19 protein-coding genes are annotated in these 25,319 nt (G+C 60.2%); 6 read left to right on the top strand and 13 right to left on the bottom strand.

Annotated features, from left to right (window positions below):
- Nucleotides 1-394 precede the first annotated feature (394 nt).
- The 4 genes from DYI22_RS03015 to DYI22_RS03000 all read right to left on the bottom strand — a co-directional run bounded on the left by DYI22_RS03015 (nucleotide 395) and on the right by DYI22_RS03000 (nucleotide 6,544).
- On the bottom strand, nucleotides 395-1,060 hold the full coding sequence (locus tag DYI22_RS03015) for a LuxR C-terminal-related transcriptional regulator (RefSeq protein WP_213476561.1): 666 nt from the start codon (nucleotides 1,058-1,060) through the stop codon (nucleotides 395-397).
- A gap of 40 nt (nucleotides 1,061-1,100) precedes the next feature.
- Nucleotides 1,101-3,047: an acetate--CoA ligase gene (gene acs, locus DYI22_RS03010; RefSeq protein WP_213476560.1), complete on the bottom strand. Its 1,947-nt coding sequence runs from the start codon at nucleotides 3,045-3,047 to the stop codon at nucleotides 1,101-1,103.
- Nucleotides 3,048-3,396: 349 nt separating this feature from the next.
- Complete coding sequence (locus DYI22_RS03005) at nucleotides 3,397-4,932, bottom strand: fatty acyl-CoA reductase (RefSeq protein ID WP_213476559.1); 1,536 nt, start codon at nucleotides 4,930-4,932, stop codon at nucleotides 3,397-3,399.
- Nucleotides 4,933-5,230: 298 nt separating this feature from the next.
- On the bottom strand, nucleotides 5,231-6,544 hold the full coding sequence (locus DYI22_RS03000; RefSeq protein WP_213476558.1) for an AAA family ATPase: 1,314 nt from the start codon (nucleotides 6,542-6,544) through the stop codon (nucleotides 5,231-5,233).
- Between the two features lie 208 nt (nucleotides 6,545-6,752).
- On the opposite strand from DYI22_RS03000, the gene DYI22_RS02995 reads away from it, so the two are divergent.
- The 4 genes from DYI22_RS02995 to DYI22_RS02980 all read left to right on the top strand — a co-directional run bounded on the left by DYI22_RS02995 (nucleotide 6,753) and on the right by DYI22_RS02980 (nucleotide 12,896).
- Nucleotides 6,753-8,738: an HDOD domain-containing protein gene (locus DYI22_RS02995; RefSeq protein ID WP_213476557.1), complete on the top strand. Its 1,986-nt coding sequence runs from the start codon at nucleotides 6,753-6,755 to the stop codon at nucleotides 8,736-8,738.
- Between the two features lie 16 nt (nucleotides 8,739-8,754).
- Nucleotides 8,755-10,926: a putative bifunctional diguanylate cyclase/phosphodiesterase gene (locus DYI22_RS02990; protein ID WP_213476556.1), complete on the top strand. Its 2,172-nt coding sequence runs from the start codon at nucleotides 8,755-8,757 to the stop codon at nucleotides 10,924-10,926.
- A gap of 257 nt (nucleotides 10,927-11,183) precedes the next feature.
- Entirely contained in the window at nucleotides 11,184-11,837 is a 654-nt protein-coding gene (locus tag DYI22_RS02985; protein ID WP_213476555.1) for a class I SAM-dependent methyltransferase, read from the top strand.
- Between the two features lie 51 nt (nucleotides 11,838-11,888).
- Entirely contained in the window at nucleotides 11,889-12,896 is a 1,008-nt protein-coding gene (locus tag DYI22_RS02980; protein WP_213476554.1) for a DUF2156 domain-containing protein, read from the top strand.
- Here DYI22_RS02980 and murI read toward each other — a convergent pair.
- Nucleotides 12,874-13,707 carry a glutamate racemase gene (gene murI / locus DYI22_RS02975; RefSeq protein ID WP_213476553.1) on the bottom strand — a complete coding sequence of 278 codons (834 nt, stop codon included), beginning with the start codon at nucleotides 13,705-13,707 and terminating at the stop codon, nucleotides 12,874-12,876. The two genes, DYI22_RS02980 and murI, sit on opposite strands and share 23 nt — an antisense overlap.
- A 25-nt stretch (nucleotides 13,708-13,732) precedes the next feature.
- Nucleotides 13,733-14,560, bottom strand: a complete 828-nt coding sequence (gene nudC / locus DYI22_RS02970; RefSeq protein ID WP_213476552.1) for an NAD(+) diphosphatase — start codon at nucleotides 14,558-14,560, stop codon at nucleotides 13,733-13,735.
- Nucleotides 14,561-14,725: 165 nt separating this feature from the next.
- Between nudC and plsB the strand changes: the two genes are divergently transcribed.
- Nucleotides 14,726-17,191, top strand: a complete 2,466-nt coding sequence (plsB, locus tag DYI22_RS02965; protein WP_213476551.1) for a glycerol-3-phosphate 1-O-acyltransferase PlsB — start codon at nucleotides 14,726-14,728, stop codon at nucleotides 17,189-17,191.
- Nucleotides 17,192-17,229: 38 nt separating this feature from the next.
- On the opposite strand, the gene DYI22_RS02960 is transcribed toward plsB, so the two are convergent.
- The 7 genes from DYI22_RS02960 to ppc form a co-directional block, all read right to left on the bottom strand.
- A complete protein-coding gene (locus DYI22_RS02960) occupies nucleotides 17,230-18,045 on the bottom strand; it encodes a class I SAM-dependent methyltransferase (RefSeq protein WP_213476550.1) in 816 nt (271 codons plus the stop codon).
- Complete coding sequence (locus DYI22_RS02955) at nucleotides 18,045-18,404, bottom strand: UDP pyrophosphate phosphatase (RefSeq protein ID WP_213476549.1); 360 nt, start codon at nucleotides 18,402-18,404, stop codon at nucleotides 18,045-18,047. Before DYI22_RS02955 ends, DYI22_RS02960 begins: the two co-directional genes overlap by 1 nt.
- Before the next feature lie 85 nt (nucleotides 18,405-18,489).
- Nucleotides 18,490-19,287, bottom strand: a complete 798-nt coding sequence (locus tag DYI22_RS02950; RefSeq protein WP_213476548.1) for an undecaprenyl-diphosphate phosphatase — start codon at nucleotides 19,285-19,287, stop codon at nucleotides 18,490-18,492.
- A 32-nt stretch (nucleotides 19,288-19,319) separates the two neighbouring features.
- A complete protein-coding gene (gene tsaB / locus DYI22_RS02945; protein WP_213476547.1) occupies nucleotides 19,320-20,015 on the bottom strand; it encodes a tRNA (adenosine(37)-N6)-threonylcarbamoyltransferase complex dimerization subunit type 1 TsaB in 696 nt (231 codons plus the stop codon).
- A 40-nt stretch (nucleotides 20,016-20,055) separates the two neighbouring features.
- A complete protein-coding gene (gene adk, locus DYI22_RS02940; protein WP_213476546.1) occupies nucleotides 20,056-20,709 on the bottom strand; it encodes an adenylate kinase in 654 nt (217 codons plus the stop codon).
- A gap of 206 nt (nucleotides 20,710-20,915) precedes the next feature.
- A complete protein-coding gene (locus DYI22_RS02935) occupies nucleotides 20,916-22,286 on the bottom strand; it encodes an HDOD domain-containing protein (RefSeq protein ID WP_213476545.1) in 1,371 nt (456 codons plus the stop codon).
- Between the two features lie 28 nt (nucleotides 22,287-22,314).
- Entirely contained in the window at nucleotides 22,315-24,960 is a 2,646-nt protein-coding gene (gene ppc / locus DYI22_RS02930) for a phosphoenolpyruvate carboxylase (RefSeq protein ID WP_213476544.1), read from the bottom strand.
- A gap of 83 nt (nucleotides 24,961-25,043) precedes the next feature.
- Here ppc and DYI22_RS02925 point away from each other — a divergent pair, with 83 nt between their 5' ends.
- Nucleotides 25,044-25,277: a hypothetical protein gene (locus DYI22_RS02925; RefSeq protein ID WP_213476543.1), complete on the top strand. Its 234-nt coding sequence runs from the start codon at nucleotides 25,044-25,046 to the stop codon at nucleotides 25,275-25,277.
- The last annotated feature ends 42 nt before the right edge of the window (nucleotides 25,278-25,319 follow it).

The raw sequence follows: 25,319 nt of genomic DNA, 5'->3' as shown, positions 1-25,319 counted from the left end.
GAGCCGAATTTACAGAACACTTGGTCTCATGACAATGGCAGATAGATTAATTTTTAATGACCAGGAATATTTTTGCGTACATGTGTGTTTTTTATGACAAGCCACCTTCAAAGATGGAGGCGCCGGTCGGGTCGGCCCTCCTTGGGATATCTTTGGCCATGGATGGCCAAAGCGAAGCGCACATGGGTGAGGCAAGCGTTTTAGAAGCATCGCTTCGTGCGCAGACGAACGGCAGCAATCTGTGATTGCTGACTGGACCCGCTTGCGGGGGCTCGCAGCGGTCCCAAGGAGGGCCGACCCGACCGGTGCTGACGCCACAGCAAGAAAGCTCCTCAGAGGCACAAAAAAAGGAGCCCGCAGGCTCCCTTTTCATTCCGATCAAACTTTTAAGCAACTAGCTGCCAGACAACGACTGATCCGAAGGATCGATCTCCATCTGCTGAATCGCAATCACCGCCTGGGTCCGATTCCGCACGCCAAGCTTGCGGAACACCGCGGTAATGTGCGCCTTGATGGTCGCCTCCGACACATCCAGGTCATAAGCGATCTGCTTGTTCAACAGCCCCTCGGCCAGCATACCCAGCACCCGGAACTGCTGCGGCGTCAGCGACGCCAGCTTCTCGGAAAAATCCGTCGTATCCGAGTGCATCCGTTCGATCTTGTCCGCCACACCCTCCGGCAACCAGACATCCCCTTCCAGGACCGCCTGAATCGCCTCGGTAATAGTTGGCAGCGGCGCCGACTTCGGAATGAAACCCGACGCCCCATAATCGATCGAACGGCGCATCACCTGCATCTCCTCCGAGCCTGACACCACCACCACCGGCAAGCCCGGATACTGCCCGCGCATGAACACGAGCCCGGAGAAGCCGTGGGCACCTGGCATATTCAGATCCAGCAACACCAGATCCGCATCTGGGTGCGACTCCACCGCCGCCTGCAAGGCCTTGATGCTGTCGACCTCGACCGTCTGCGCATCAGGAACCGCCTGACTGACCGCCTGCTTCAAAGCTGCCCGAAACAGCGGGTGATCATCAGCGACGATAATTGTTTGTGCCATTCAACAGATTCCTCACAGGTTTCTGGCCTGCCGTCAGACCTTACTTGAAAGCGCGACTACTGATCAGATCGTCAACCACACCCGGGTCTGCCAGAGTGGAGGTGTCCCCCAGCTGGTCGTGCTCGTTGGCTGCAATCTTACGCAATATGCGGCGCATAATCTTGCCGGACCGCGTTTTCGGCAGCCCCGGCGCCCACTGGATGACATCCGGAGAGGCGATCGGGCCAATCTCCTTACGCACCCACTGAACCAGCTCCTTCTTCAGCTCGTCAGAGGGCTCCTGCCCCTGCACCAGGGTGACATAGACATAAATGCCCTGACCCTTGATCTCATGGGGATAGCCGACCACCGCAGCCTCAGCCACCTTGTCGTGGGAAACCAGCGCGCTCTCGACCTCGGCGGTACCCAGGCGGTGGCCGGAGACGTTCAGCACATCATCCACCCGGCCGGTGATCCAGTAATAGCCGTCTTCATCACGACGGGCGCCGTCACCGGTGAAGTACATGCCCTTGTAGGTGCTGAAGTAAGTTTGCTTGAAGCGCTCGTGATCGCCGTAGATGGTGCGCATCTGGCCTGGCCAGCTGTCGAGGATGACCAGGTTACCCTCGGTCTTGCCGTCCAGGATGTTGCCATCGTTATCCACCAGAGCCGGCTTGACGCCGAAAAACGGCACCGTGGCAGAACCGGGCTTCAGATCAATCGCACCCGGCAGCGGTGAAATCAGAATACCGCCGGTTTCAGTCTGCCACCAGGTATCGACAATGGGGCACTTGCTGTTACCGATGACCCGGTGATACCAGGCCCAGGCCTCCGGGTTGATCGGCTCACCCACGGAACCCAGCAGGCGCAGGCTGTCACGGGTGGTGCCATTCATACAGGACTCACCTTCGGCCATCAGTGCGCGGATCGCGGTGGGCGCGGTGTACAGTATATTGACCTTGTGCTTGTCGACCACTTGCCCCATGCGGGAGCTGTCCGGATAGTTGGGCACGCCCTCGAACAGAACGGTAATGGCACCGTTGGCCAGCGGCCCGTAGAGGATGTAGCTGTGGCCGGTTACCCACCCGAAATCGGCCGTACACCAGTACACATCCCCCTCGTGATAATCGAACACGTACTCATGGGTCATGGAGGCGTACACCATGTAGCCACCGGTGGTATGCAGAACCCCTTTCGGCGCACCGGTGGACCCGGAGGTGTACAGCATGAACAGCGGATCTTCCGCATTCATGGGCTCCGGCGGGCAGTCAGTGGAAGCGGATTTCATCAGGTCTTCGTAACGCTCATCGCGACCGTCGTTCCAGGGCACATCGCCTCCGGTGCGACTGACCACAACCACCTTCTCGACGTTCGCTGCATCCTCATTTTTCAGGGCTGCATCGACATTTTTCTTGAGCGGAATCTTGCGGCCACCACGAACACCTTCATCAGCGGTCACCACAAAACGGGATTTGCCGTTGGCGATACGGGCACCGAGCGCTTCGGGAGAGAACCCACCGAACACCACCGAATGAATCGCACCGATGCGGGCGCACGCGAGCATGGCGACGGCCGTTTCCACAATCATCGGCATGTAGATAGTGACCACATCGCCTTTTTTGACGCCCAGCCCTTTAAGCACGTTAGCGAACTTGCTGGTTTCTTCGTGCAGTTCGCGGTAGGTGACGTTGCGGGAATCGGCGGGGTCGTCGCCTTCGAAGATGATCGCCGTCTGATCGCCACGCTTGGCCAGGTGGCGGTCCAGACAGTTGGCGGAGGCATTGAGCTCACCGTCCTCGAACCACTTGATGGACAGGTTATCGTAATCGTAGGTGGTGTTCTTGACCTTGGAAAATGGCTTTATCCACTCCAGGCGCTTACCGTGCTCAGCCCAGAATGCGTCCGGGTTGTCGACGGACTGGCGATACATTTCTTCATACTGGTCACGGTTCAGCAGCGCGTGTTGGGCCACGTCCGGACTTACGGGATAAACCTGTTTCTCAGTCATTGTGCTCCCCCTATAGTCTAGAGTCTGTTGTCATTGTCGGTTGTTGTATAAACAGAGCTTGCCGGGCACCCAGGCCCTGAAGACGGATATCTGTAGTTCAACATGTGTGCCACTACACAATGAATTAGACTAACGTCCTAATGCGCCTGAACTTTTCGCCGAGATGACCGCTAATGCCGCACGAAAACAACGGGTAATCACGTTACGTGGGAGTCTGAACAAAGGATAGCTGCACCACCCCGATCCGCAAGCACGTTTCGGCCCGGCGCAGCCTGTTTGGGAAAGGCCGGCACGATATCGGATGGCAATACAGAGCAGGCCCGGCATCATGCCGGGCCTGCCCGTAAGGTCAGGCGGCTTTTTTGCGGGCTTTTGCAGAACGCAGACTGTAGAGCTTGCGCTCTTTCAGAGCGTATTGATTGAGGCCGGCAAGATGAATCTTGCGCAGATAGACTGACCAGTCGATCTGCGCGGCATCCACCGGAAACAACAGCCGGTCCAGCTCGCCCATGCGGGACGCAAGAGCCTTGAGCTCATCGTTGCGGAAGATGTAGTCCGGTGCGGTGTAGAAACCGAAGATGGTAGCCAGAGAGCGGCTGGTATCCAGGTTACGCAACGTTTTCAGCTCGCGATCCTGACCCAGAAGCTTCAGGACGCGACTGGTCATGCTCAGCGGCACACGGAGCCCGCCCACCACCACATCAAACAACTTGCGATTGACGGCAATGAACGGCTTGGTCGGCTGGCGATAGAACAGCTGGTCGTATGCGGCAAAATTCGACCTGGACTCCGCCATCAGATGGTCAATGAACTCTCCGAGGGTGATCGGATTGCTGCTACCGCTGCAGCACTGGTAAACGCGTCGCCGGGCTGGTTCTGCCAGCGCTTCCGCCAGGGACAGAATGATGGCATTGGCCACCAGATCCACCGGGATTACATCGATAACGCCACTGCGCTTACCGGGGAACAACGTGACCTTCTCGCGGGCATACGCAAGGATGATGGCATCCGCCACTTTCACGCCTTCGATCCAGCCTGGCGCCGGTTCTTCCAGCGCGCTTTCGATAATGGAGGGCCTGACAATCGTCAGTGCGCGGCCTTCCAACGCTTTCATCAACAGTTGTTCGCCAAGCCACTTGGTGAAGGTATAGGTATCACTCCAGCCATAACGATTGGCTTCCTCGATACCCAGGTCCACCAGCTTTTTCTCCAACACCTTGCCGGAGTAACGGGACCGGACATCGGCAATCTTGTCTTCCAGCAACCGCACCAGTTCATCGATTTCGTAATGGCCGGACGTGCTGCGGGGAATGTCATCGCCCGCCGGCTTGATCACCGACTCGGTGACCTGACCGGAGTTCTTGCCGTTGACATAACAAGTGGACACCTGGATGACCGCCATTTCCCGGTTCTGCCGGGCCAGCTGCACCACGTTGTTCAGGCACAGGGTGTTGATGGCGAGCGCCTTGTCCAGCTCCTCGCGGAAGTTAACGCTGGCGGCGGAGTTAATGAACGCATCCACGCGATTGGCCAGTGCGGAGAACCGCTCGACCGGCAGCCCGAACCGGGGCTCGGTCACCTCGCCGGTAACACAGTGGACCCGCTCCTCAATAAAGCTCTCGAAGGCCTCGTTGTCGTCCTTGCGAAGTCGTTCGAAAACCGAGGATGTGGCGATCTCGTGCAGAAAACGATCGCGGGCGTTGGGGTGGCGCTTATTACCACGGATCAGCAGATGTATGCCGCCGATGTCCGGAACTGCGCGAATGATCTTCTCCAACACCACCTTGCCCAGAAAACCGGTGGTGCCGGTAATCAGGACGTGCTTGCCTCGCAGTTGCTCAAGCACGGTTGAAGAGGATTCTGCAGTTTGAAGCTGATTTGTCATGCCGGGAACTCCTTCTCTTAACAATCGTTGGCCACGAATGCGCGCTACCTGCCTCTGACCACCTACTACCCTTCGCCTCTTTCAGCCTTAGCTTTCATCTCTCAGGCTCAAAACGCTGACAACGGGGAAACCAGGAAAACCGCTGCATTAAGCGGGCCATTATCCAAAATTAACAGGTTAATATTTGCACACCATTAATGACAAAGCGGTGACACACAGCAAAGTTACGCTACAAAATGCGTTAATAAAATGACGAAAAAATAAGGAACTATTTCGCAAAAAAGAGAGGAGAATGGAATCAGGAGTGGTCTTTGTTTGAGCCCGACAAGGAGCGCAACAGGCGGTCCAGCGAAATATCACCGGGCTGCTCTTTCAGTGCCCGCACCAGCCGCTCCTGCTCACCAAAACTCACCCGGTCATAACGGGGCTCCGGTGCATTTTGCTCGGTGGGTACCGGGGCGGGCGCCGTCGCTGCTTCCGGCGTCAGTCGGTGGGCCAGCTCCCGCAGGTGGTCCGCAAAATGCCGACGCTGCGCCGGCGCGAGGGATTCCCAGTCCATTGCCGCCAGACCGGTTTGAATGATTTCCGTGGTGGTGTCATCCAGCGTGCGCCCCATCAGTGCAAAGAATCGATTAAACGCCTCATAACGCAGCAGTGGCGAATCCCCTTCTGACGCCAGCAAATTACTCAACGCCTCAACCAACTCGAGACTGCGGGCTTTCGCACTGTCGCCGGCGCGCTGCCCTGCCACCTCGCGGGTGTCGGCCGGCCGGTCCGACCGCCGGGATACCTGATGCCAGTAGGCGGCAATACCGGTTTTGCGCACCGGTATCTGATTCAGCCGCAGCGTCAGCATATCGGTCAACGTGCGGAACTGTCGGCACGAAGGATCTGCCGCGGGCATTAGCGCCACGGGGCGCTGCTGCAACACCGATTGCCGTATGGTTTCGTCTCGCCATACCGCACCCAGATAATGGAGAGCCACCCCCAGATGTCTCTGCGATGCGGCATCCAGCCGCTGGAACACCGAGCGCGCCTGGCTGGCGCCCTGAGCCATGTTCACCAGCACAGAAGGCGTTCTCTTGTAGCCGCGCCGGTTCAACACCTTGATTAGCGAAAAGGCGTCCGTCAGCGACGCGGGGTCGGGGGTGACCACCACGCAGGCCAGTTCAGACGCCGCAATCATGTGCATCCCTGTCGACTGCAGCCCCGCTGCGGTATCGGTAATGACTACGTCATAACGGCTCTCAAGACGGGCGAGCGCCTTTAGCAGGGCCAGGCTCGACTGCGGGTCCAGATCGATGCACTGGTGCACGCCGGATGCGCCGGGGACGATGTGCAAATCATGGTCGGCAACCATGATCACATCCTCCAGTGCGCACTCACCGGCTATCACGTTTGCCAGGGTTCTGGACGGATAGTGCCCGAGCATGATGCTGACATTGGCGAGATCGGTGTCGCCATCCAGCAGCAAAACGCGCTTGCCCTCCCGTGACAGCGTCAGCGCCAGGTTAAGGGCAACAGAGGTTTTTCCAACGCCGCCTTTGCCTCCTGTTACGGCAACGGTGCGGGTCGGATTCGAGCGGCGCGGGGCGCCCGGGGTGGCTGTCATCGCTGGTTATTTTTATCCACGGAGTCAGGGCCAAAGTCTGATGTTAACCTGTAAAAAGTTTACACGTATCACAACCCGGTTAACATAATGCTCAAAAATTCAGCACTAACTATTTAATAAATCCACTTTATTGTCTAAGCTCCGAACCAACAATAATAGTGAACATGTCGTCAGAGTATGTCGACACGAGGCGCTCACAGGTAGCCCCATGGACATTGCCCCTGATATTCAGTTGCCGAGCCTGCCGGAGGTTACCCTTCGAGCGCTTGAAGCCTGTCACCAGGATCAGAGCTATCGGCGGATCAGCGATATCGTATGCGCCGACACCGCGCTGGTCACCCGGGTTCTGGCGCTTGCCAATTCTGCCCTCTATGGCCCCGTCTCTCAAATTCGCTCAGTGGACCAGGCGTTGTTGCGCCTCGGAACCCGGCGTTTCCACACTCTGGTACTGACCGCAGCTCTACGCCAGTTGCTCTTTGAACTGGGCGCGGATCAATGGCAACAACTGCGGGATTTCTGGCGCCATTCCCTGACGACGGCGCTGACGGCACGGGCACTGGCAACCCTCACCCGCTTCCCGGAGCCGGACCAGGCGTTCATGCTGGGGCTGTTACACAATGTCGGCGAGTTGATCGCCCTCAAGACACCGGCCGGCGAGACCCGGCAGCACTATCTCAACCATCAGTGCGACATCGCAGCAGAACTGGTGCGCGCCTGGGGGCTCGGCTCCATGGCGGCAGACGCCATGCGTTATCAGCACGCAATGCCATCAGAGATCCGCGACGCCGGACACCTCGTCAAACTGATCAGCCTGGCAACGCGACTTGCACTTTCGGACGCGGCTGGCATTGCCGCCGCCGGCACCGTATTTGGCCTCAGCGAGGAATTGACCCGGGAAATCCAGCGGCGCATTGACCACGAAGTCAACGCGATGGCGGAGTCCCTCGGCATACCTTTGAACGACGATTACGATGCCGGGGCCGCGAACCACCGGCTGAAGCAGACCGTTCTCCGGCAGGCTTTGGCGACCCAGGCCCTGAAACTGCCGTCGTTCCGGGGCCCGCTTGAGGAGATGCTGGCAGAAACCGTTAACAGCCTGACCCTGGTGACCGGTTTTCCGGCACTGTGTTTTGGTGGTCGAGACGATGAGCTGACCCTGCTGTCAGGGTCAATCGGCGATGTTCCGGCGCTGACCCTTGCCGCCAGCCCCGGGTCCAGCGTGCTCACCGAGGCCTTTGTCACGCGGAAAACCGTCCAGCTCGGTGACCGCCCGCCCACCGTGCTTGACCGTCAGTTACTGTCTTTGCTCAATACTCCGTCGCTGTTTGCCATCCCGGTGATCATCGAAAACGACTGCCCCGGGGTCTTTGCCGTGGGCACCGACCGTGGCACCACCGCGGCGGCCGAAGAACTGGCCACCCTGTTCTCAAAGCAGCTGGCAACCCACCTGTCCTCGAACCGAAGCGTGCAGGAAGACGGCGCCAACGCGGATGAACTGAACCGGGAGATTGCACAGAAGGCGCTGCGGCGCCAGATCCACGAAGTCAGCAATCCGCTGACCATCATCCGCCAGTACCTGTTTCAGCTGCGCGCGCGCCTGAACGACAACGACGTGGAGCACGAGCTGGACGTCATTCGCGAGGAGCTGGATCGCGCCGGGGACATGCTGCTGCAGATCGGCCGCGCCGACCAGCCCGGTCACGGTGAGACGACCGCATCCACACGGATCAATACCGAGATCGAGACGCTGAAGGATCTGCTTGCCGAAGGCCTGTTCCGTGACGGCGACACCACCCTCGTGGTAGAACTCTGCCCCGACGACACGCACGTTGCCGCACCGCCTTCCGTGGTGCGACAGATCCTTATCAACCTGATACGCAATGCCGCCGAATGCCTAAAGAACACCGGGCGCGTGTTGTTGCGCACCGCAGCGCCGATCTGGCAGAGCGGGCGCACGTGGGTTGAACTGGAGGTGGCGGATACCGGTGCCGGTATTCCCGAGCACCTCCGCGGGCAGCTGTTCACCCCGGTGAGCAGCACGAAGGGAGAAGGCCATAACGGATTGGGCCTGAGCATAGTCAAACAGCTTATTGATGACATGGAGGGCATCATTGCTTGCCGCACCGGGCGTGAAGGCACCACTTTCAGGGTGTTGCTGCCGGCTGTGAGCGAAAAGAAGAACGATAATGACTGACGACGGGCAAAGACCAATGAAATCTGCGCAACCGGACCACTCTCTCAGTAGCCGCTTACCTGCACGCATCCTCGTGGTGGACGACGAACCCAGGCTGCTGGCCAGCCTTGCGTCCCTGCTGCGGAGCCGGCACTACGATGTGACCGAAGCGGAAGGGGGGCGCCGGGCCTGCCAACTGATTGATCGTCAGTCCTACGATCTTGCCCTGCTGGACCTGCGCATGCCGGAGGTAGACGGTTTCGATGTGATGGCACACCTTGCCAGTCGCCAACCCGACTGCGGCGCCATCGTTGTCAGCGGGGAGAGCTCCTTTGCCGCCGTCAGCCGTGCCTTGCGCCGAGGTGCCCTGGATTACATTCGCAAACCCTTTGATCCCGAGGAGTTGCTGGCCACTGTCGAGAGCGTCCTGGGAAAGCAATCGTTGTTACGGTCCCACGAACACATCCAGATGCGGCTGGAAAAATCCGAAGCGCTGCACCGCTATATTGTGAACAGCTCTCCGGACATAGTGTTCATGCTCGATGGCGACGGCCACTTCTGTTTCGTCAACAGCAAGATCGAAACCATGCTCGGGTATCAGCCGCAGGAGTTGTGCGGCCGGCATTTCCGCCACATTCTGGATGACCGGGACGTCGCCCGGGGCACTTACGCCCTCAACGCCCCGAACATCAGCGCGGACAACCCCCGTACTCTGGAAGTTCGCCTCAAAACCCGTGGCAGTCGCCGCGCCAACCGCCATTTCGAGATCACGGCTTTTCCCATCGACCCGGAAACCTGGCCACGAACCGATGACGAGGGCCACGGCAACGGGCGCGAAGCACGGTACTACGGCACCGCACGCGACGTCACCGAGCGCAAGGAAGCCGAGGCGTTCATCAATTTCCAGGCCTACCATGATCTGCTGACCCGATTGCCCAATCGCGCCCTGTTCAAGGATCGGCTCGAACTGGCGATTACCCACGCCCGCCGGGAAAATCAGAAACTAGCGGTCATGTTCCTGGACCTGGATCGCTTCAAGGTGATCAACGACACCCTCGGCCACGCCATGGGCGATCGCTTGCTGCAGGCGGTGACCCAGCGACTCGAGCGATGCCTGCGAAAAGGCGATACCCTGTCCCGCTTCGGCGGCGACGAGTTCACGTTGTTGCTGCCGTCAATCCACAATCACGAAGACGCACGGCAGATTGCCCGCAAACTGATCAAAGCATTACGGGCGCCGTTTCAGCTCGGTGAACACGAAGTGTTTGTGGGGGTGAGCATTGGCATTTCGATTTTCCCCGAAGCCGGCGCCGACATGGATCAACTGATCCAGAATGCCGACATTGCCATGTACCACGTCAAGGCTCGCGGCAAGGACGGTTACCGCTTCTACTCCGAGAGCATGAGCATCGATACCGCCAACCGCCTGAGTCTTGAACGGGATCTGCGACTGGCTCTGGAGCGAGATCAGTTGAAGGTGTTCTACCAGCCCCAGGTCTGTGCCACCAGCAATCGCGTGGTTGGCCTGGAAGCCCTGGTTCGCTGGCAGCACCCGAAACGCGGGCTGCTGTACCCGCGGGATTTCCTGCCTCTGGCGGAAGAAACCAAGCTCATTGCCCGCGTCAGCGAGCGGGTGCTGGACCAGGCCTGCCGCGATGTCGGCAACTGGATCCGTGCCGGTCACGAGGACCTTCGCCTGGCGGTCAATCTGTCACCGATGCAGGTGGAGCATCCGCGCTTCGTCGAAACCCTGATGGATCAGGTGCGCGCCCACGGATTCCCGCCGCAGAACCTGGAAATCGAAATTACCGAAAACCTGATCATGAATGACCTTGAACAGATCAGCCAGAAGTTACGGGAACTGGCGGATCTCGGAGTACGCATCGCGATTGATGATTTCGGTACCGGCTACTCATCACTCAATTACATTCACCGATTGCCCATCCATACCCTGAAAGTCGACCAGTCGTTCGTCCGCGCCATCCGCGGCGGGGAAGACGGAGCCTGTATCGTCAATGCCATCATCGCCATGGCGCACGGGCTGAAGCTCGATATCGTCGCCGAAGGTGTCGAGACCGGCGAACAGCTGACCTACCTGAAAAATCTGGGCTGCCATCAGGTCCAGGGGTTCTTCTACGGTCCTGCCCGACCCGCTGACGCCATTGCCAAGAGCCTCGGCCATGTAACCGCCGCGGCCGCTGCCTTCTGAAAGCGGCCACATCATTGATGTCATAACCGATAATCTATTGTCTGACAGTCAGAACAGGAATGTTGACTTGGTTTGCAAAGTATTTCTTTGCGTTACTTTGTGTATCCAGAAATGCGCGTTGCTGCACATATTTCCCCCCGATCCTTCACTAGAGTGAAAAAACTCAGGCGTTGTCACCGGAAAGCCGACAGGCAGTCGAGCCAATAATCACAAGAACGGTGACGGCAACCACAGGATCTGAACAGGCAGCAGTCATCATGCGCGACAAGTATAAATACATCGGCCCCGTTTACGATTTCCTCAGCAACCTCTACAGCGGCAAGAACATTCATCGCTGCAAAACCGCCATGCTGGACGTGGAAACCGTCCGCCCCGGATCACGCATCCTTTTCGCCGGCGTCGGCCATGGTCGCGACGCTATCCGCGCCGCGGAACTGGGCGCCGACGTGACGGTGGTGGATCTGTCCGAAACCATGCTTCGCAAATTCGGCGAGGCCCAGGAAAAGGAAGCCCCCCACCTGACGATCCGCCGTATCCACAGCGACATCATGAAAGTGGAGGAGTTCGAGCAATACGACATGGTGGTGGCCAATTTTTTCCTGAACGTCTTTGACGAAGACATGATGGTGCGGGTGCTGGAACATCTGATCCGCCTCGGCAAGGCCGACGCCAAGGTCGTGGTCGGGGATTTCTGTTACCCCACCGGCAACATCGTCGCCCGCCTGTTCAAGAAAATGTACTGGTATATGGCGGTCTTCATCTTCTGGCTGTTCGCCAACAATGCCTTCCACAAGATCTACAACTACCCCGAACACATGCAGCGCCTCGGCCTGCAGGTCACTGAGAAGAAACATTTCACGCTGCTGAACATGAACTGCTACTGGTCGATTCTGGGTCAGAAACGGGCGTAAACAGTCATCCTCAGACACGCTCTGAACAGGAACAAGGCGGGGAAAATCATCATGTCAGATCAGATTCTTGCACTTGACGGCATTCGCTCAGCCGCGGAGGGCAACTTCGGCTTTGCCGAACGCGTGGGTTACCTGAAGCAGTACGGGGTGCATTCGCAGTCTTTTTCCACCCTGCAGCCTGGCATGCAGTATTTCGATATGCCGGGCGTCGGCTACGTGGCCTACATGCGTAAATGGGGGGGCACGTTTGTGTTGTCTGACCCGGTGTGCGCCACGGAGAACTTTGCAGTGATTCTCGAGAAATTTCACACCCGCTTTCCAAACGCCTGCTACATCCAGGTCTCCAAGCCGGTAGTGGATTTTCTTCACCTGCGCTTCGGCCTTTTCGGCACCCAGTTTGGCAGCGAGTCCCGGATTACCCTGCAGGACTGGTCGCTGCGCGGAAAGAAAAAGCAGATTCTGCGAACCGCATTGAATCAGGCCGAAAAGAACGGCATTACGGTTAAAGAACGGTTCAGCGATGACCACACCCGTGAGATTTCCGACGCCTGGATCCGCACGCGGAAGTGCAAAAGCAAGGAGATCCGATTCCTGATTCGTCCGATGGAAATGGACTACCGGGAAAATGAGCGCCACTTCTACGCCTATCAGGATGGCAAGGCCGTGGGATTCATTTACTTTGACCCGATTTACCGGAATAACGAGATCATCAGCTACGTTCCCAATATCTCCCGGGCCAACGCCGATTTCAGACAGGGCATTTTCTACACGCTGATGGCCCATGCTCTGGAAGTTTTCAAAGCCGAAGGCATACCGTATCTGGATCTGGGGCTGATCCCCCTGTCACTGGACCCTGCCACCGAGCATCAGGAAAGCCGGCCACTGAAACGACTTCTTCACGGTGTCTATGAAAAAGGCAATTTTCTGTACAACTTCAAGGGACTGGAGTTTACCAAGTCGCGGTTCCGCGGCGACACATTCAAGACCTACTGCTGCCACCGCAGAACCATCCCGGCCCTGGAATTCCTCGCCATGTTCAAGCTGACGCGGTTGCTGTAGCGCCGCCGACGCCCGGCCAGTGGCCCCGGATGTCTCCCGGGGCCAGCCCCAACCCCGTCATGTAGGCCGCCAGCCCCTCGGGAACCGCACCGGAAAACAGAATCGCGCGCACCGGATGTTCAGGACCGTCGGCGGTCGCCGCGAGGCTGCCCTGCTGCTCCAGCAGCCATTCCGCCCGACGGGCGATGGCATCGCCGGAGTCAACCCAGAACCGGACATCAGGCAGACACCGCGCTAGCTGACGTTGTATCAACGGGTAATGGGTGCAACCGAGTACCACCGTATCCACCGCTGACTCGCGGAAGGGCTGAAGGGCATCGCTCAGCGCCTGACCGGGGAGGTCATTGCCCGACACCGAACCCTCTATCCAGTGGACCAGTTGCGGGTGCCCCACCCGCGTTACCTGGCAGTCGTTGGCGAACTCGCGGATAAGATTGTCCAGGTAGGGACGGCGGATGGTGGCCGGTGTCGCCAGCACTCCGATGCGGCGGTTAACGCTACAAGCAGCGGCCGGCTTTATGGCCGGCACCACGCCAACAACCGGCACATCGGTCATCGCCCGCAGATCCGGCAACACAATGGTACTGGCGGTGTTGCAGGCCACCACGATGAGATCGCAGGAGAACTCCCGTAAGGCCTCGGCGATCAGCGAGCGACAGCGACCGAGCACCACGGGCTCTGGCTGATCGCCGTAGGGAAAACCGGCATTATCGGCCACATACACCAGTTCCACATCTGCAAGACGCTGATGGATGCAGGCCGCGACACTCAGGCCGCCGATGCCGGAGTCGAACACCAGGATGCGGGCCACGATCAGCGCCCCCCGGCCAGAGTTGTCATGGACACCGCTCGCCCTCCGGCCGCGCCAGCTGGCTCGCCATGTCGCGGATCAGCCGCCCGGCGATGGTGGTCTCCGGCGGAACCGGTGGGGTGTCGTCGGCCCGGAACCAGCCGGCATCAGCCAACTCATCTTCCTGCAACACCAGGTCGCCGCCACAGTAATCGGCGAAGAAGCCCACCATCAGTTGATGGGGAAACGGCCACGGCTGGGAAGCGCTGTAGCGGATGTTGTTCACGTCCAGCCCGGTTTCTTCCTTCACCTCACGGACCACCGCCTGCTCCAGGGTTTCTCCGGGCTCTACAAAGCCGGCAATCAGGCTGTAAAAATGGCGCTTCACCCGGGACGATCGGGCCAGAAGCATCCGATCCTGCCGACGTATCACCACAATCACACAAGGCGCGACCCGGGGGTACCAGGGGATCTGACAGGTTGCGCACCATTTTGCACGTTCGTGGGCATGCAGGCCGGTCACACCGCCGCAACGACCACAGTAGCGATGGTCCCGCCACCACTGCCAGACCTGAAAGCCTGTTCCCAGAAGATCCGCCGGGGCGTCGGGCATGGCCAGGATGGCATCCCGCAAAGGAAGCGCCTCCTGCTCCCCCAGTTCTGCGTCAGCAGCCGCCTCGACCACATACAGCGGCCTGCCATCCCAGACCCCAAGGTTCACCGGCTCTGCAGCGCCAGCCGTCAACGGCCGCACCTCTTGCCAGGGGCTGAACCAGGCACCGCGCAAACGCACCACGTTACCGCCACTGATAACCAACACGGGGTCACCGGGAGCGGGCGGAGCAATGGACCAACCTGGTGTCCACTTTGTCATAGACAGCGTCCTGCAACAGTAGGCGAGTTGAGCCGATATCGGGGTGAATTTCGTCAGTGGGAAATGTAACACACCGCGCCAGCCACCAGAACGTCGGGATGCCTTTGCGCTGTTGCAACAACCAAGTAAACTTAGCGCCTGTTTTGGAAACCGGAGCTTCACCTTATGCGAATTTTCCAGGCGCTTCGCAGCCTGATTCTGACTTTTTTCCGCAAAATTCTGTTTTTGTGGGTTAGAACGGACGTCAGTGGTAACAGCCGCGAAGCACTCGGGCTCGATCCCGACACGCCGGTTTGCTATGTGTTGCAATACAGCTCCATGTCCAGCCGTCTGGTCCTGGAACAGGAAGTGCTCCGTGCCTCCCTGCCAGGAGCCGAGGTGTCCCTGCCGGTAAAGAACGGTCCGGTCCATTCTTTTTTCTTCCTGTACCGCCGTATCGGCGGCCTGTTCCAGTCACGGCAGACCCCGGTTCCGACCTCCCAGTTCCAGGCGCTGGTTCGCTACGGTCTGGAGCATCCGGAGCGAGATGTCCAGATCGTTCCGGTGTCGCTGTTCTGGGGGCGCTCGCCGGACAAGGAAAAATCCCTCGTTAAACTGCTGCTGTCGGATACCTGGTCTGTCGCCGGCCGCTTGCAGAAATTCCTGATCATCCTGCTGCACGGCCGCAATACCTACGTGCAGTTCAACCAGCCGTTGTCGCTGAAACAGGTGATCGAGGAGTACCGGCACAGCGAGGAGCGGGCCAACCGCAAGCTGGCGCGCATTCTGCGAACCCACTTCCGCCGCGTGCGCCAGGCGGTGCTGGGGCCGGACCTGTCACACCGGCGCACACTGGTCGAAGGCCTGGTTCGTACCCAGGCAGTAAAGGAGGCCATTCGCGAGACCGCCCGCAAGGACGACATTCCGCCGGAAAAGGTTCGCGCCAAAGCCTACAAATACGCCGATGAAATCGCCGCCAGCATGTCCATTGTCACCATCCGCTTTCTGGAAGTGGTACTCGCGTGGCTGTGGAACCGCATATACAACGGCATTGCCGTGAACAACATCCAGGTGGCCAAGGAAGTGGCCCAGGACAACGCCGTGGTGTACGTACCCTGCCACCGCTCCCACATTGATTATCTGCTGCTGTCCTACGTGCTCTACAAAAACGGCCTGATGCCGCCGCACATTGCCGCCGGCATCAATCTCAACATGCCGGTGGTCGGGCCGATCCTGCGGCGCGGCGGCGCGTTCTTCATGCGTCGCAGCTTCAAGGACAACCCGCTGTACGCCACCGTCTTCAACGAATACATGCATGTGATGTTCACTCGCGGCTATTCGGTGGAATACTTCGTTGAGGGCGGGCGCAGCCGTACCGGCCGGATGCTGCAGCCCCGCGCTGGCATGCTGGCAATGACGGTGCGCAGCTTCCTGCGCAATCACCGCAAGCCCATTGTGTTCGTGCCGGTCTACGTGGGCTATGAGAAAGTCATGGAGGGCCGCTCTTACCTGGGTGAATTGCGGGGCAAGAAGAAACAGAAAGAAAGCGTTTTCGGGCTGGCCAAGACCGCGCGTAAGCTGCGCAACTCCTTCGGCCGCGTTGCGTTGAACTTTGGCGATCCGATCCCGCTGGCGGAGGTGCTGAACGACGTCCATCCCAGCTGGCGCAATGAGGCCTACGACGCCGAGTATCGACCCGCCTGGCTTTCCGATGCCGTGGATGAGCTGTCCGTGCGGGTGGCCGCCAACATTAACGCCTCGGTGGCGGTGAACCCTATCGGCATGACGGCAACCGTCCTGCTGGGCACCGAACGGCTGGCGATGGACGAAAGCCAGCTCATCCGACTGATGGATCAGTATGCCGCCCTGCTTCGGGCATACCCCTACGCCCAGACGGTGACCCTGCCCGAGGGCAGCGGCAAGGACTGGATCGCGTACTGTGAGAACATGGGACTGGTGACACGCCAGCCCCAGAAGCTGGGCGACATCATTGCCCTGGAAGGCAGTAACGCGACCCTGATGACCTATTACCGCAACAACATTCAGCATCTGTTCGCCCTGCCCTCGCTGATCGCCAGCCTGTTCGAGAACAAGGATTCGCTGCAGCGGGAAAAGATCGTGTTCCTGGCCAGCGTTGCCTATCCCTACCTGCAATCAGAGCTGTTTCTCAAATATGCGCCGGACGAGGTGGCAGGCGTGGTCAACCACTGGATTGATCTGCTGATACAGCAAGGACTGATTTTCGAGCGAGACGGCCGCGTCTGCCGACCCGAGGAAGGCACCGACGCGATGCTGCGGCTGCGGGTGCTGTCACGGTTTATCATCCAGACGCTCGAACGCTACCACATCGCCATTGGCATTCTGCGCAAGTATGGGTCAGGGCGAATCAGCGCCGCGGAACTGGAGGAGCAGAGCACGCTGCTGGCCGAACGCATGTCCATTCTGTTCGGTCTCAACGCGCCGGAATTCTTTGACAAGACCCTGTTCCGCAACTTCATCGCCAACATGCAGAAGAACGGTGTGATCACCACCGACGACCAGGGCCTGCTGTGTTATACCGACGGACTGAACGAAGTGGCCGAGGATGCCCGGCTGGTACTCAGCGTTGAGAAACGCCAGGCGATCCAGCAGGTGACCATGCTGGGCGCCTGAGCGCCAGACCCTGGATCACGACATCGGCGAGGCCAGCCTCAGCCTTTGGAATCCGGTAACGCCCTGACCGGATACAGATCGTAGCGACTGCTCTTGCCTTCGATCCGGGTGGCCGGTTCCGGCCCTGCAATACCAGGGGCCTTGCGGGGCCGTTTCACCACCACCCGATACCGCGCGGCTTTCAGGGCGGCGGCCAGCAGTGCTTCGGCGTCATCGTCATCGCCGACCACGGCGCGGAAGACCTGCATCTCCTTCTTCACCAATGCCGACTTGTCACGGTGCGGAAACATCGGATCGAGATAGACAACGTCGGCCGCCCCCTCCGGGGCCGCGGCCAGCCACGCTTCGCTACTGCCCTGGCGCAGGGTCATCCTTGCCACAATAGGCGCACACTCGGTGTTCAGCGCGGCCCGGGCCAGGCCGTCCGCCAGCAGGGCGTGGATCACCGGATTTCGCTCGAACAGTGTGACCTGACAACCCAGACCGGCGAGCACGAACGCATCCTGCCCCAGACCGGCGGTGGCATCCACCACATGCAACGACGCCCGGGTTTTCTGCAGACCAATGGCCCGGGCCACCAGCTGCCCGGTGCCCCCGCCGTGCTCGCGGCGATAGCCGGCCTTGCCCGAGACGAACTCCGCGCGGACGGGGCCGGGGGCACCCTTACCCGTCATCTGCAAACACAAGCCCTGCTCGTCAAACAGCGCCAGCACCGCAAAGTCTGTTACCTGCCTTGGCTTTACAACACCCAGAAAAGGAACAGCGAGAGTAGCGGCCAGATCACGGGCCTCGGCCACATTGCCCAGGGGGCTGCAGGCGACAGCAAGGTTTTTGGAAGGGGGTACGGGGGACATCAGACCAGTATATCGATACCGGCGAGGCCGCTGTCGCCGGCGTCTCCACGCGCGGCAATATCGGCAAAGGTCGACAGTGCGCGGGAAGTGCTCAGCGGCAATTCATCGGCGCGGAAACGCTCCAGGCGGACGTCTTCGGCTGCACGGCGCGCTTCCACGCGGCGCTCGAGCGATTCGCTGTCGAGCCTGCGAATGGCCGTGGTCTCCCCTCGGCCATCCCCCAGATCGCGACGGATTGCCTCCGCGCTGCGCTCGGGGGCGGAGGCCGGCGCCCGGGCCACATCGCTGCGCTCCCGTACCGGGCTGTTGTTGCCGGACTGGAGGGCAAAACTGTTGTTGGGGTTAAGACCACCGATCATGACGTTAAACCGGAAAAATGGCTGACAGCCGAGTATGAAACAACCTTACCCGGATTAAAAGCAGGCTGAACAGTTGTTAACCAAACTACCACAGCATGACAAGGAGGATGCCACCCAGCAGCAAGCGGTAGATGACAAAAGGCATCATGCCAAGGCGCTCCAGGAACTTCAGGAACAGATGAATGCACAGCAGCGCACTGGCGAACGAGATCAGAGTGCCAAGCACAATGGCGGTCCAGTCGGTGGCGCCCCCCTGCTCGATCAGCTCCAGGGTTTTCAGCAGCCCGGCGGCGAGAATCAACGGAATCGACAGCAGAAACGAGAAGCGCGCCGCCGCTTCGCGCTTGAGCCCCAGAAACAGCGCCGCGGTGATGGTGATACCGGAGCGGGAGGTGCCCGGGATCAACGCCAGTGCCTGGGCCAGCCCCACGATAATCGCATCTTTCATGGTCAGTGCCGGCAGATCGCGGGCTTGTCGGCCCACTGCATCGGACCACCACAAGACCAGCCCGAAGCCGATGGTAGACACGGCAATCACCAGGCCCGAGCGCAGCTCCGTCTCAATGAAATCGTTCAGCAGCAAGCCCGCCAGGCCCGCCGGAATGGTGCCGGCGATCACCGCCCAGGCCAGGCCACTGTCCTCCCGGACCCGGCCACGACTGGTGTCACCGACCCAGGCGACCGTCAGCCGATAGACCTCCTGACGGAAGTACCACATCACGGCGGTGAGTGTGCCCACGTGCACTGCCACATCGAAGGCCAGCCCCTGGTCGGGCCAGCCCAGCACCTGGGAGGGAAGAATCAGGTGGGCAGAGCTGCTGATCGGCAGAAACTCCGTCAGCCCCTGGACAACAGCCAGCACAATGATATGCCACAGTTCCATCGGCAAAGATTCCGCTTAGGGGTGAGATGTCATCAGCGACCGGGCAGCTTTTTCCAGGTCACTTCATCACGGATATAAACCGGCTGGGCCAGGGCGGCGGACACGCCACCGCCGGCCGCCAGTTCGCGACTGGCAAGACGAACCACGCAACTGGCCCGGGGCACCAGTGAGTCGTCGATCCGGGTGATTGCAGAGACCAACGCTGAGGGCATCTGCTCTTTCAGCCGCCAGCCCTGACCGGCGCCAACCCAGTGGCCGGAGAACGCCGGCAATGACAGCGCCGACGGTGCACAGACCTGCTCGCCACCGAGAAGCAACGGCACACCGTCACGGGCCTCAAAGCACCCCCAGTAGACTTCCCCCATGCGGGCGTCGAAGGCCACGGCAATGCCGTCGCCCTCATGGACATCCAGGGTTTCCAGGGCGCCGAGCGCCGCTGCCGCCAACGAGGAGACCGGAATCACCGGAATGTCCAACCCCCAGGCCAGGCCCTGAACCACCCCGGTGGCAATGCGCAGCCCGGTGAAGGAGCCGGGGCCGCGGGCAAACGCCAACGCATCCAGGTCCGCCGGCGCCAGCGCCTGCTGCGCCAGCAGTTCACGGATCATCGGCATCAACAGGCGGGTGTGGCCCCGGGGGGCCAGGTCAAAGCGTTCGGTAACGCTGCCATTCACCAGCAGTGCTGCCGAGCACCCTTCTGAAGAGGTGTCCAGGGCCAGTAGCTTCACGGATGCTGCGCTTGCCTCAAGGTGACTGGGGTGGAATCAGTTACTTCAGTTTCTGAAGAATCTGGTCGCGAATCGAGTCCAGGCTGCCGACGCCCTCTACGCGGACGTACTTCGGCGCGGCACTCGCGTCACGGCCGGCCCAGCCCTGGTAATAGTCGACCAGGGGTGCCGTTTGCTCGTGGTAAATCTTCAGGCGCTTGCGGACGGTTTCTTCCTTGTCGTCTTCACGCTGAACCAGGGGCTCACCGGTTTCGTCGTCCTTGCCTTCGGTTTTTGGCGGGTCGTACTTGACGTGATAAATGCGGCCACTGCCCTCGTGGACCCGGCGGCCGGACAGCCGGCTGACGATCTCTTCGTCATCGACGGCGATCTCTACCACGTAATCAATAACAATGCCTTGGTCTTTCAGCGCTTCCGCCTGGGGAATGGTCCGTGGGAAGCCGTCGAGAAGGAAGCCATTCTTGCAGTCCGGCTGCTGGATTCGCTCCTCGATCAGCGCAATGATGATATCGTCAGACACCAGCCCACCGGTCGCCATCACTTCCTTGACCTGCTTGCCCAGCTCGGACTCAGCCTTGACCGCGGCGCGCAGCATGTCGCCGGTGGAAATCTGGGGAATGCTGAAGCGTTCGGTGATGAACTGGGCTTGAGTGCCCTTGCCCGCTCCCGGTGCCCCTAACATGATGATTCGCATAACGCTGTGCTCCCATAGTATTTAGTCATTATCGTTTGAAAAGCTATGGCAAAGACCCGTGCCTTTGCGACAGCCTCTCGACCCTGTCGGGATATCCGCCGGAACCGGCGAAGGCCGCATTATACGAAGTCAGCCGCCTCAGAGAAAGTCGACCTCCGTATCATGCATCAGGTTGGGACATCGGGTATCCGCAGACCGCGCGGATGTCAGGATGACAGGGAGGCCGCCAGGGCGTCCAGTTCGCCGGCGACATTCTCAATGTCGGCCTGGATGGCAGCAAGGGCAGCGTCGTCCAGCCCCAGGGCCGCCGCCAGCGCGGCCACATCGTCGGGATTGAATTCATCACCAATGCCACGCTCTTTCAGCAGTGCATTGGCAAGCTGCACTATCAGCACATAGCGCTCGTGTTCACCGTGATAGCCCGATTGCTGGTGCATGCCGGCGGCCTTCACCACCGGATCCGGCAACTGCCACAGCCGATGCAGGATGCCACCGATGGCGCCATGCCCGACCGCGAGAATCTGCTGACTGTTGCCGGCACCGAACACCTGTACTTCGAGGGAATGCATACTGGATTCAGGATTGGCCTCCCGCAGGCGGTTGAGTTCCTCGAATTCCGCAGGGAACAGGTGCCCCACCAGCAACAGGCCAAAGTTGTGCAGCAGTCCGCAAAGATAGGCCAACCCTTTGTCGGCTTGGCACCATGGCGCCATACGCTGGCACAGAAACGCGCAATACAGCGAATGACGCCAGAATTGGTCCATCCCCAGCATGCCCTGTCGCGGCACTTCGAAGGCCCGCACTGACGCGATACCCAGAGCAATGTGTGCCACCCGGTCAAAACCCAGCACCCGGGTCACCGCTTCCTGCACGGAATTGATCTGGCCGGGATAATTGAACAGTGCCGAGCGGGCGTAGCGCATGATCTGCGCGGTGAGGCTGGGATCAAACTCGATCAGTTCCGCCAGTTCCCTGGCGGTGGCTTCGGTGTTGGCGGTCAGTTTGAGAAGGCGCAGGGCCAGCGCCGGCATCGGCGGCAGGCGGTAGAGCCTTTGCAGCCTGTCGGCAACCTCTTCAAGGCTCAGCGCCTCACCCTTGCCACTGCCCTGACCGCGGATGACCAGATGACCGCCCCGTGCGCCCGCCAGCGCCAGCCGCAGGGAGCGACCATCCATTTCCATCAGCGAGTGGTCGTTGCCGCCGGTCATCAGCACCTGGGCGCGATCGAGCACGTCCTCGTCGACCAGTACAGGAAGGTCATAAGCGCCGCCGATCACCGGCGGGAACCCGGGATCACAGTCGCTGAACAGGCGGTTACTCTGGCGCGCGGTAAGCGGTTGCAGGCGGCGACCGGTCAGCTGCTGCACCGCATCCAGATCCAGCGCGCTGTTGAAGTCGTGAACCGCCATCATCACGCCATTGATATCAATCAACAGGGTGGCGCGGACGAACGCTTCCCGGGGCAGCCCCGACGTCATGACGGCGGCCTCCAGATTGGCCGCCTGATCGATTGCCACCTCCCGGTAGACAATGCCCTTGCGGGATAGAAAACTGTCCAGACGCGCCGCTACCGCCACCTGTCTACTCCTGTCGTCCACACCGGCATCAACCGGTGTTGCGCATACCGGCGGCAATGCCCGCCATGGTTACTTTCAGCGCCCGCTCCACCATCTCGGGAACCTCGCCCTTGCCCTCACCTTCCCGGTCTCGCTTGAGAAGCTCGGCCTGCAGGTAATGAAGGGGGTCAGTATACGGATTCCGCACCCGCATGGAATGGGCGAAGACGGGTTCGTCCTCCAGCAGCGTCTGTTGTTCCTTGAGTTCCAGAACCCGGTCGATGCATCCAGCCAGCCGCGACCGCAGGCTCTCGCCCAGCTTTTTCAGCTCCTCATCGTCCAACAGCGTTTGCTCGTAGTAACTGGCAATGCGCAGATCGGACTTCGCCAACACCATCTCGAGCATGTCGATATAGGTACGGAAGAAGGGCCAGCCTTTCATCATCTCCCGCAACACCGGCAATTTCTGGGTCTTTGCCGCCTCTTCCAGTGCCACATCGCTGCCAAGCCAGCTTGGCAGCATCAGCCGCATCTGAGTCCAGGCAAAAATCCACGGGATTGCCCGCAGGCTCTCGACACCACCGGACGGCTTACGGCGGGCCGGGCGACTGCCAAGGGCCAGCTTGCCCAGCGCCTGCTCGGGCGTGACCTGGCGAAAATAGGGCACGAAATCCGGATCCTCCCGTACCACATCCCGGTAGGCCTTGAGCGAGCGCTCTGTCAGCCAGTCCATGGTTTCCCGCCATTCCGGCGCGGGCGCCGGCGGAGGCGCCAGGGTGGCTTCAATGACCGCCGTGGTGTAGAGGGTCAGGCTTTGCTCCGCCAGCCGCGGCAAGCCGAACTTAAAGCGGATCATCTCGCCCTGTTCGGTGATGCGGAAACTGCCATTGACCGACCCGGGGGGCTGCGACAGAATCGCGCGGTTGGCCGGGCCGCCGCCACGCCCCACGGTGCCACCGCGACCATGGAACAGCGTGAGGTGGACACCGTATTGATTGGCCACCTCTGTCAGTTTTTCCTGCGCCTGATACTGGGCCCAGGCCGCCATCAACTGTCCGGCATCCTTGGAGGAGTCGGAATAGCCGATCATCACTTCCTGCCGCCCCTGACAGTACTCGCGGTACCACTCGACCTCGTACAGCGCGGCCATGCTGTCCGGTGCGCCGGTCAGATCATCCAGGGTCTCGAACAGGGGCACCACCCGCATAGGGAACGTCATGCCGGCTTCCCGCAGCAGCAGGATGACACTGAGCACATCCGAGGGTTTGCTGGCCATGGAAATCACGTAGGAGCCAAGGGCTTCTGGAGTCTGGCGGGCGATGACCTCGCAGGTCGCCAGCACTTCCCGAACCGGTTCGGACGGCTCCCAGTTACGCGGCACCAGCGGACGGCGCCCCTGGAGCTCCTGCAGGAGAAAACGCTGCCGCTCTTCCTCTGACCACGACAGGTAGTCCCCCAGCTCCAGGAACGCCACCATTTCCGCCACCGCTTCGGCATGCCGCGAAGCCTCCTGGCGGATGTCCAGGCGTATCAGTGGCAAACCGAAGGTGTGGGCGCGGCGAATGGTATCCAGCAGCGGGCCGTGAGCAATGTGCTCCAGGCCACATTCCACCAGTGAGCGGTAGCAGCTCTCCAGCGGCGCGATAAAGTCCTCGTTCTCGAACAGGATGTCGCTGTCGTCCGCCGGTTCACCGTTAACCGCAGCTTCCGCCCAGTCCCGCGTTTTGATTAACCGGTCCCGCAGGCCCGCCAGCACATGACGGTAGGGCTCCCGGCTATCGCCGGCAAGCGCTTTCAGTTCGTCATTGGCCTGCCACATGGACAGCTCTGCACGCAGGGCCTGGATATCCCTCAGGTAGAGATCCGCCGCCATCCAGCGCCCCAGCAAAAATACCTTGCGGGTCACCTGATGCGTAACGTTGGGGTTGCCATCCCGGTCTCCGCCCATCCAGGAGGCGATGCGGATAGGCGCCACCTCGAGGGGCAAGCCCTTCCCTGTGGCATCCGATAGCGACAGATCCAGGCTGCGCAGAAAGCGCGGAAGCGCCTGCCAAAGGCTGTTCTCGATAACGGCAAAGCCCCATTTGGCCTCGTCCACTGCGGTCGGTCGCTCGTGGCGGATTTCGTCGGTATGCCAGGCTTCCGCAATCAGCTGCTCCAGACGCACGACCACTTCTTCCCGCTCCGCGGGCATCAGATCCTCATGGTCCAGACGCGCCAGGCAGTCGGACATCTCGTCGTACTTCATGATCAGGGTTCGGCGGGCCACTTCGGTGGGGTGGGCCGTCATCACGAATTCGATCCGCAGATCGGCCACCCGCTTATGCAGCTCATCCGCGCTGATGCCCGATGCTTTCAGGCGCTCGAACACCTCGCCAAACGATTCCACCATCAGGTCCGACTGATGCCCGCGCTTGCGACGGATACCGTGGTACTGCTCGGCCAGATTGGCCAGGTTGAGGAACTGGTTGAACGCGCGGGTTACCGGCAACAGTTCGTCATCACCGAGTTTGCCGAGCAGGTTGACCAGACGCTGACCCGAGCCGCTTTCCTGTCGTCGGTCGGCTTTGGCGGCGGCGCGGATTTCTTCAATGCGTTCGTAACATTCCTGTCCCGGATAACGCCGGATGCTCTGGCCCAGCAATTCACCCAGCATGCGAACGTTTTCTCGAAGATCGGGATGCAGCTCAGTCACATTGACGTCCTTTTAAATTGACGGGGGCGAAGTAAACTAACGATACTAATAACGATTAAAGCCCGCAGTCGCAAGGAGAAATCATGAAAGTTACCGATCTGCCAAAGCACTGGGAAAACAAGAAAGAACACGTTGAGCGGACCCACGATTACAACCTTCGACTGCCGCTGGAAGACGCTGCCCGCATCGCTGCCCTGGCTGAACTTTATCCGGACCGCAGTGAAAGCGACATTCTGAACGATATGATCGGAGCAGCGCTGGACGATCTCGTCAGGCAAAGCCCGCTGAAGGACAAACTGGAAGGAAAGGACAAGTAGCGCGATGACTGCCGCGGGGTGGCAGTACCACCCCGCCGGGCA

It is taken from the genome of Marinobacter lipolyticus (genome assembly GCF_018424605.1).
Classification (GTDB): Bacteria; Pseudomonadota; Gammaproteobacteria; order Pseudomonadales; family Oleiphilaceae; genus Marinobacter; species Marinobacter lipolyticus_B.
Note: the sequence above shows the minus strand (reverse complement) of the source record. Positions and strands in the feature narration are given on the sequence as shown.

Excerpts from the sequence above, each read along its gene's own strand:
- DYI22_RS02990 (WP_213476556.1), top strand. The coding sequence starts at position 8,755 with ATGAAATCTGCGCAACCGGACCACTCTCTCAGTAGCCGCTTACCTGCA.
- plsB (WP_213476551.1), top strand. The coding sequence starts at position 14,726 with ATGCGAATTTTCCAGGCGCTTCGCAGCCTGATTCTGACTTTTTTCCGC.
- nudC (WP_213476552.1), bottom strand. The coding sequence starts at position 14,560 with ATGACAAAGTGGACACCAGGTTGGTCCATTGCTCCGCCCGCTCCCGGT.
- DYI22_RS03005 (WP_213476559.1), bottom strand. The coding sequence starts at position 4,932 with ATGACAAATCAGCTTCAAACTGCAGAATCCTCTTCAACCGTGCTTGAG.
- DYI22_RS02985 (WP_213476555.1), top strand. The coding sequence starts at position 11,184 with ATGCGCGACAAGTATAAATACATCGGCCCCGTTTACGATTTCCTCAGC.
- adk (WP_213476546.1), bottom strand. The coding sequence starts at position 20,709 with ATGCGAATCATCATGTTAGGGGCACCGGGAGCGGGCAAGGGCACTCAA.
- DYI22_RS02925 (WP_213476543.1), top strand. The coding sequence starts at position 25,044 with ATGAAAGTTACCGATCTGCCAAAGCACTGGGAAAACAAGAAAGAACAC.
- DYI22_RS02995 (WP_213476557.1), top strand. The coding sequence starts at position 6,753 with ATGGACATTGCCCCTGATATTCAGTTGCCGAGCCTGCCGGAGGTTACC.
- DYI22_RS02955 (WP_213476549.1), bottom strand. The coding sequence starts at position 18,404 with ATGATCGGTGGTCTTAACCCCAACAACAGTTTTGCCCTCCAGTCCGGC.
- DYI22_RS02950 (WP_213476548.1), bottom strand. The coding sequence starts at position 19,287 with ATGGAACTGTGGCATATCATTGTGCTGGCTGTTGTCCAGGGGCTGACG.
- DYI22_RS03000 (WP_213476558.1), bottom strand. The coding sequence starts at position 6,544 with ATGACAGCCACCCCGGGCGCCCCGCGCCGCTCGAATCCGACCCGCACC.
- DYI22_RS03015 (WP_213476561.1), bottom strand. The coding sequence starts at position 1,060 with ATGGCACAAACAATTATCGTCGCTGATGATCACCCGCTGTTTCGGGCA.
- acs (WP_213476560.1), bottom strand. The coding sequence starts at position 3,047 with ATGACTGAGAAACAGGTTTATCCCGTAAGTCCGGACGTGGCCCAACAC.
- DYI22_RS02960 (WP_213476550.1), bottom strand. The coding sequence starts at position 18,045 with ATGTCCCCCGTACCCCCTTCCAAAAACCTTGCTGTCGCCTGCAGCCCC.
- DYI22_RS02980 (WP_213476554.1), top strand. The coding sequence starts at position 11,889 with ATGTCAGATCAGATTCTTGCACTTGACGGCATTCGCTCAGCCGCGGAG.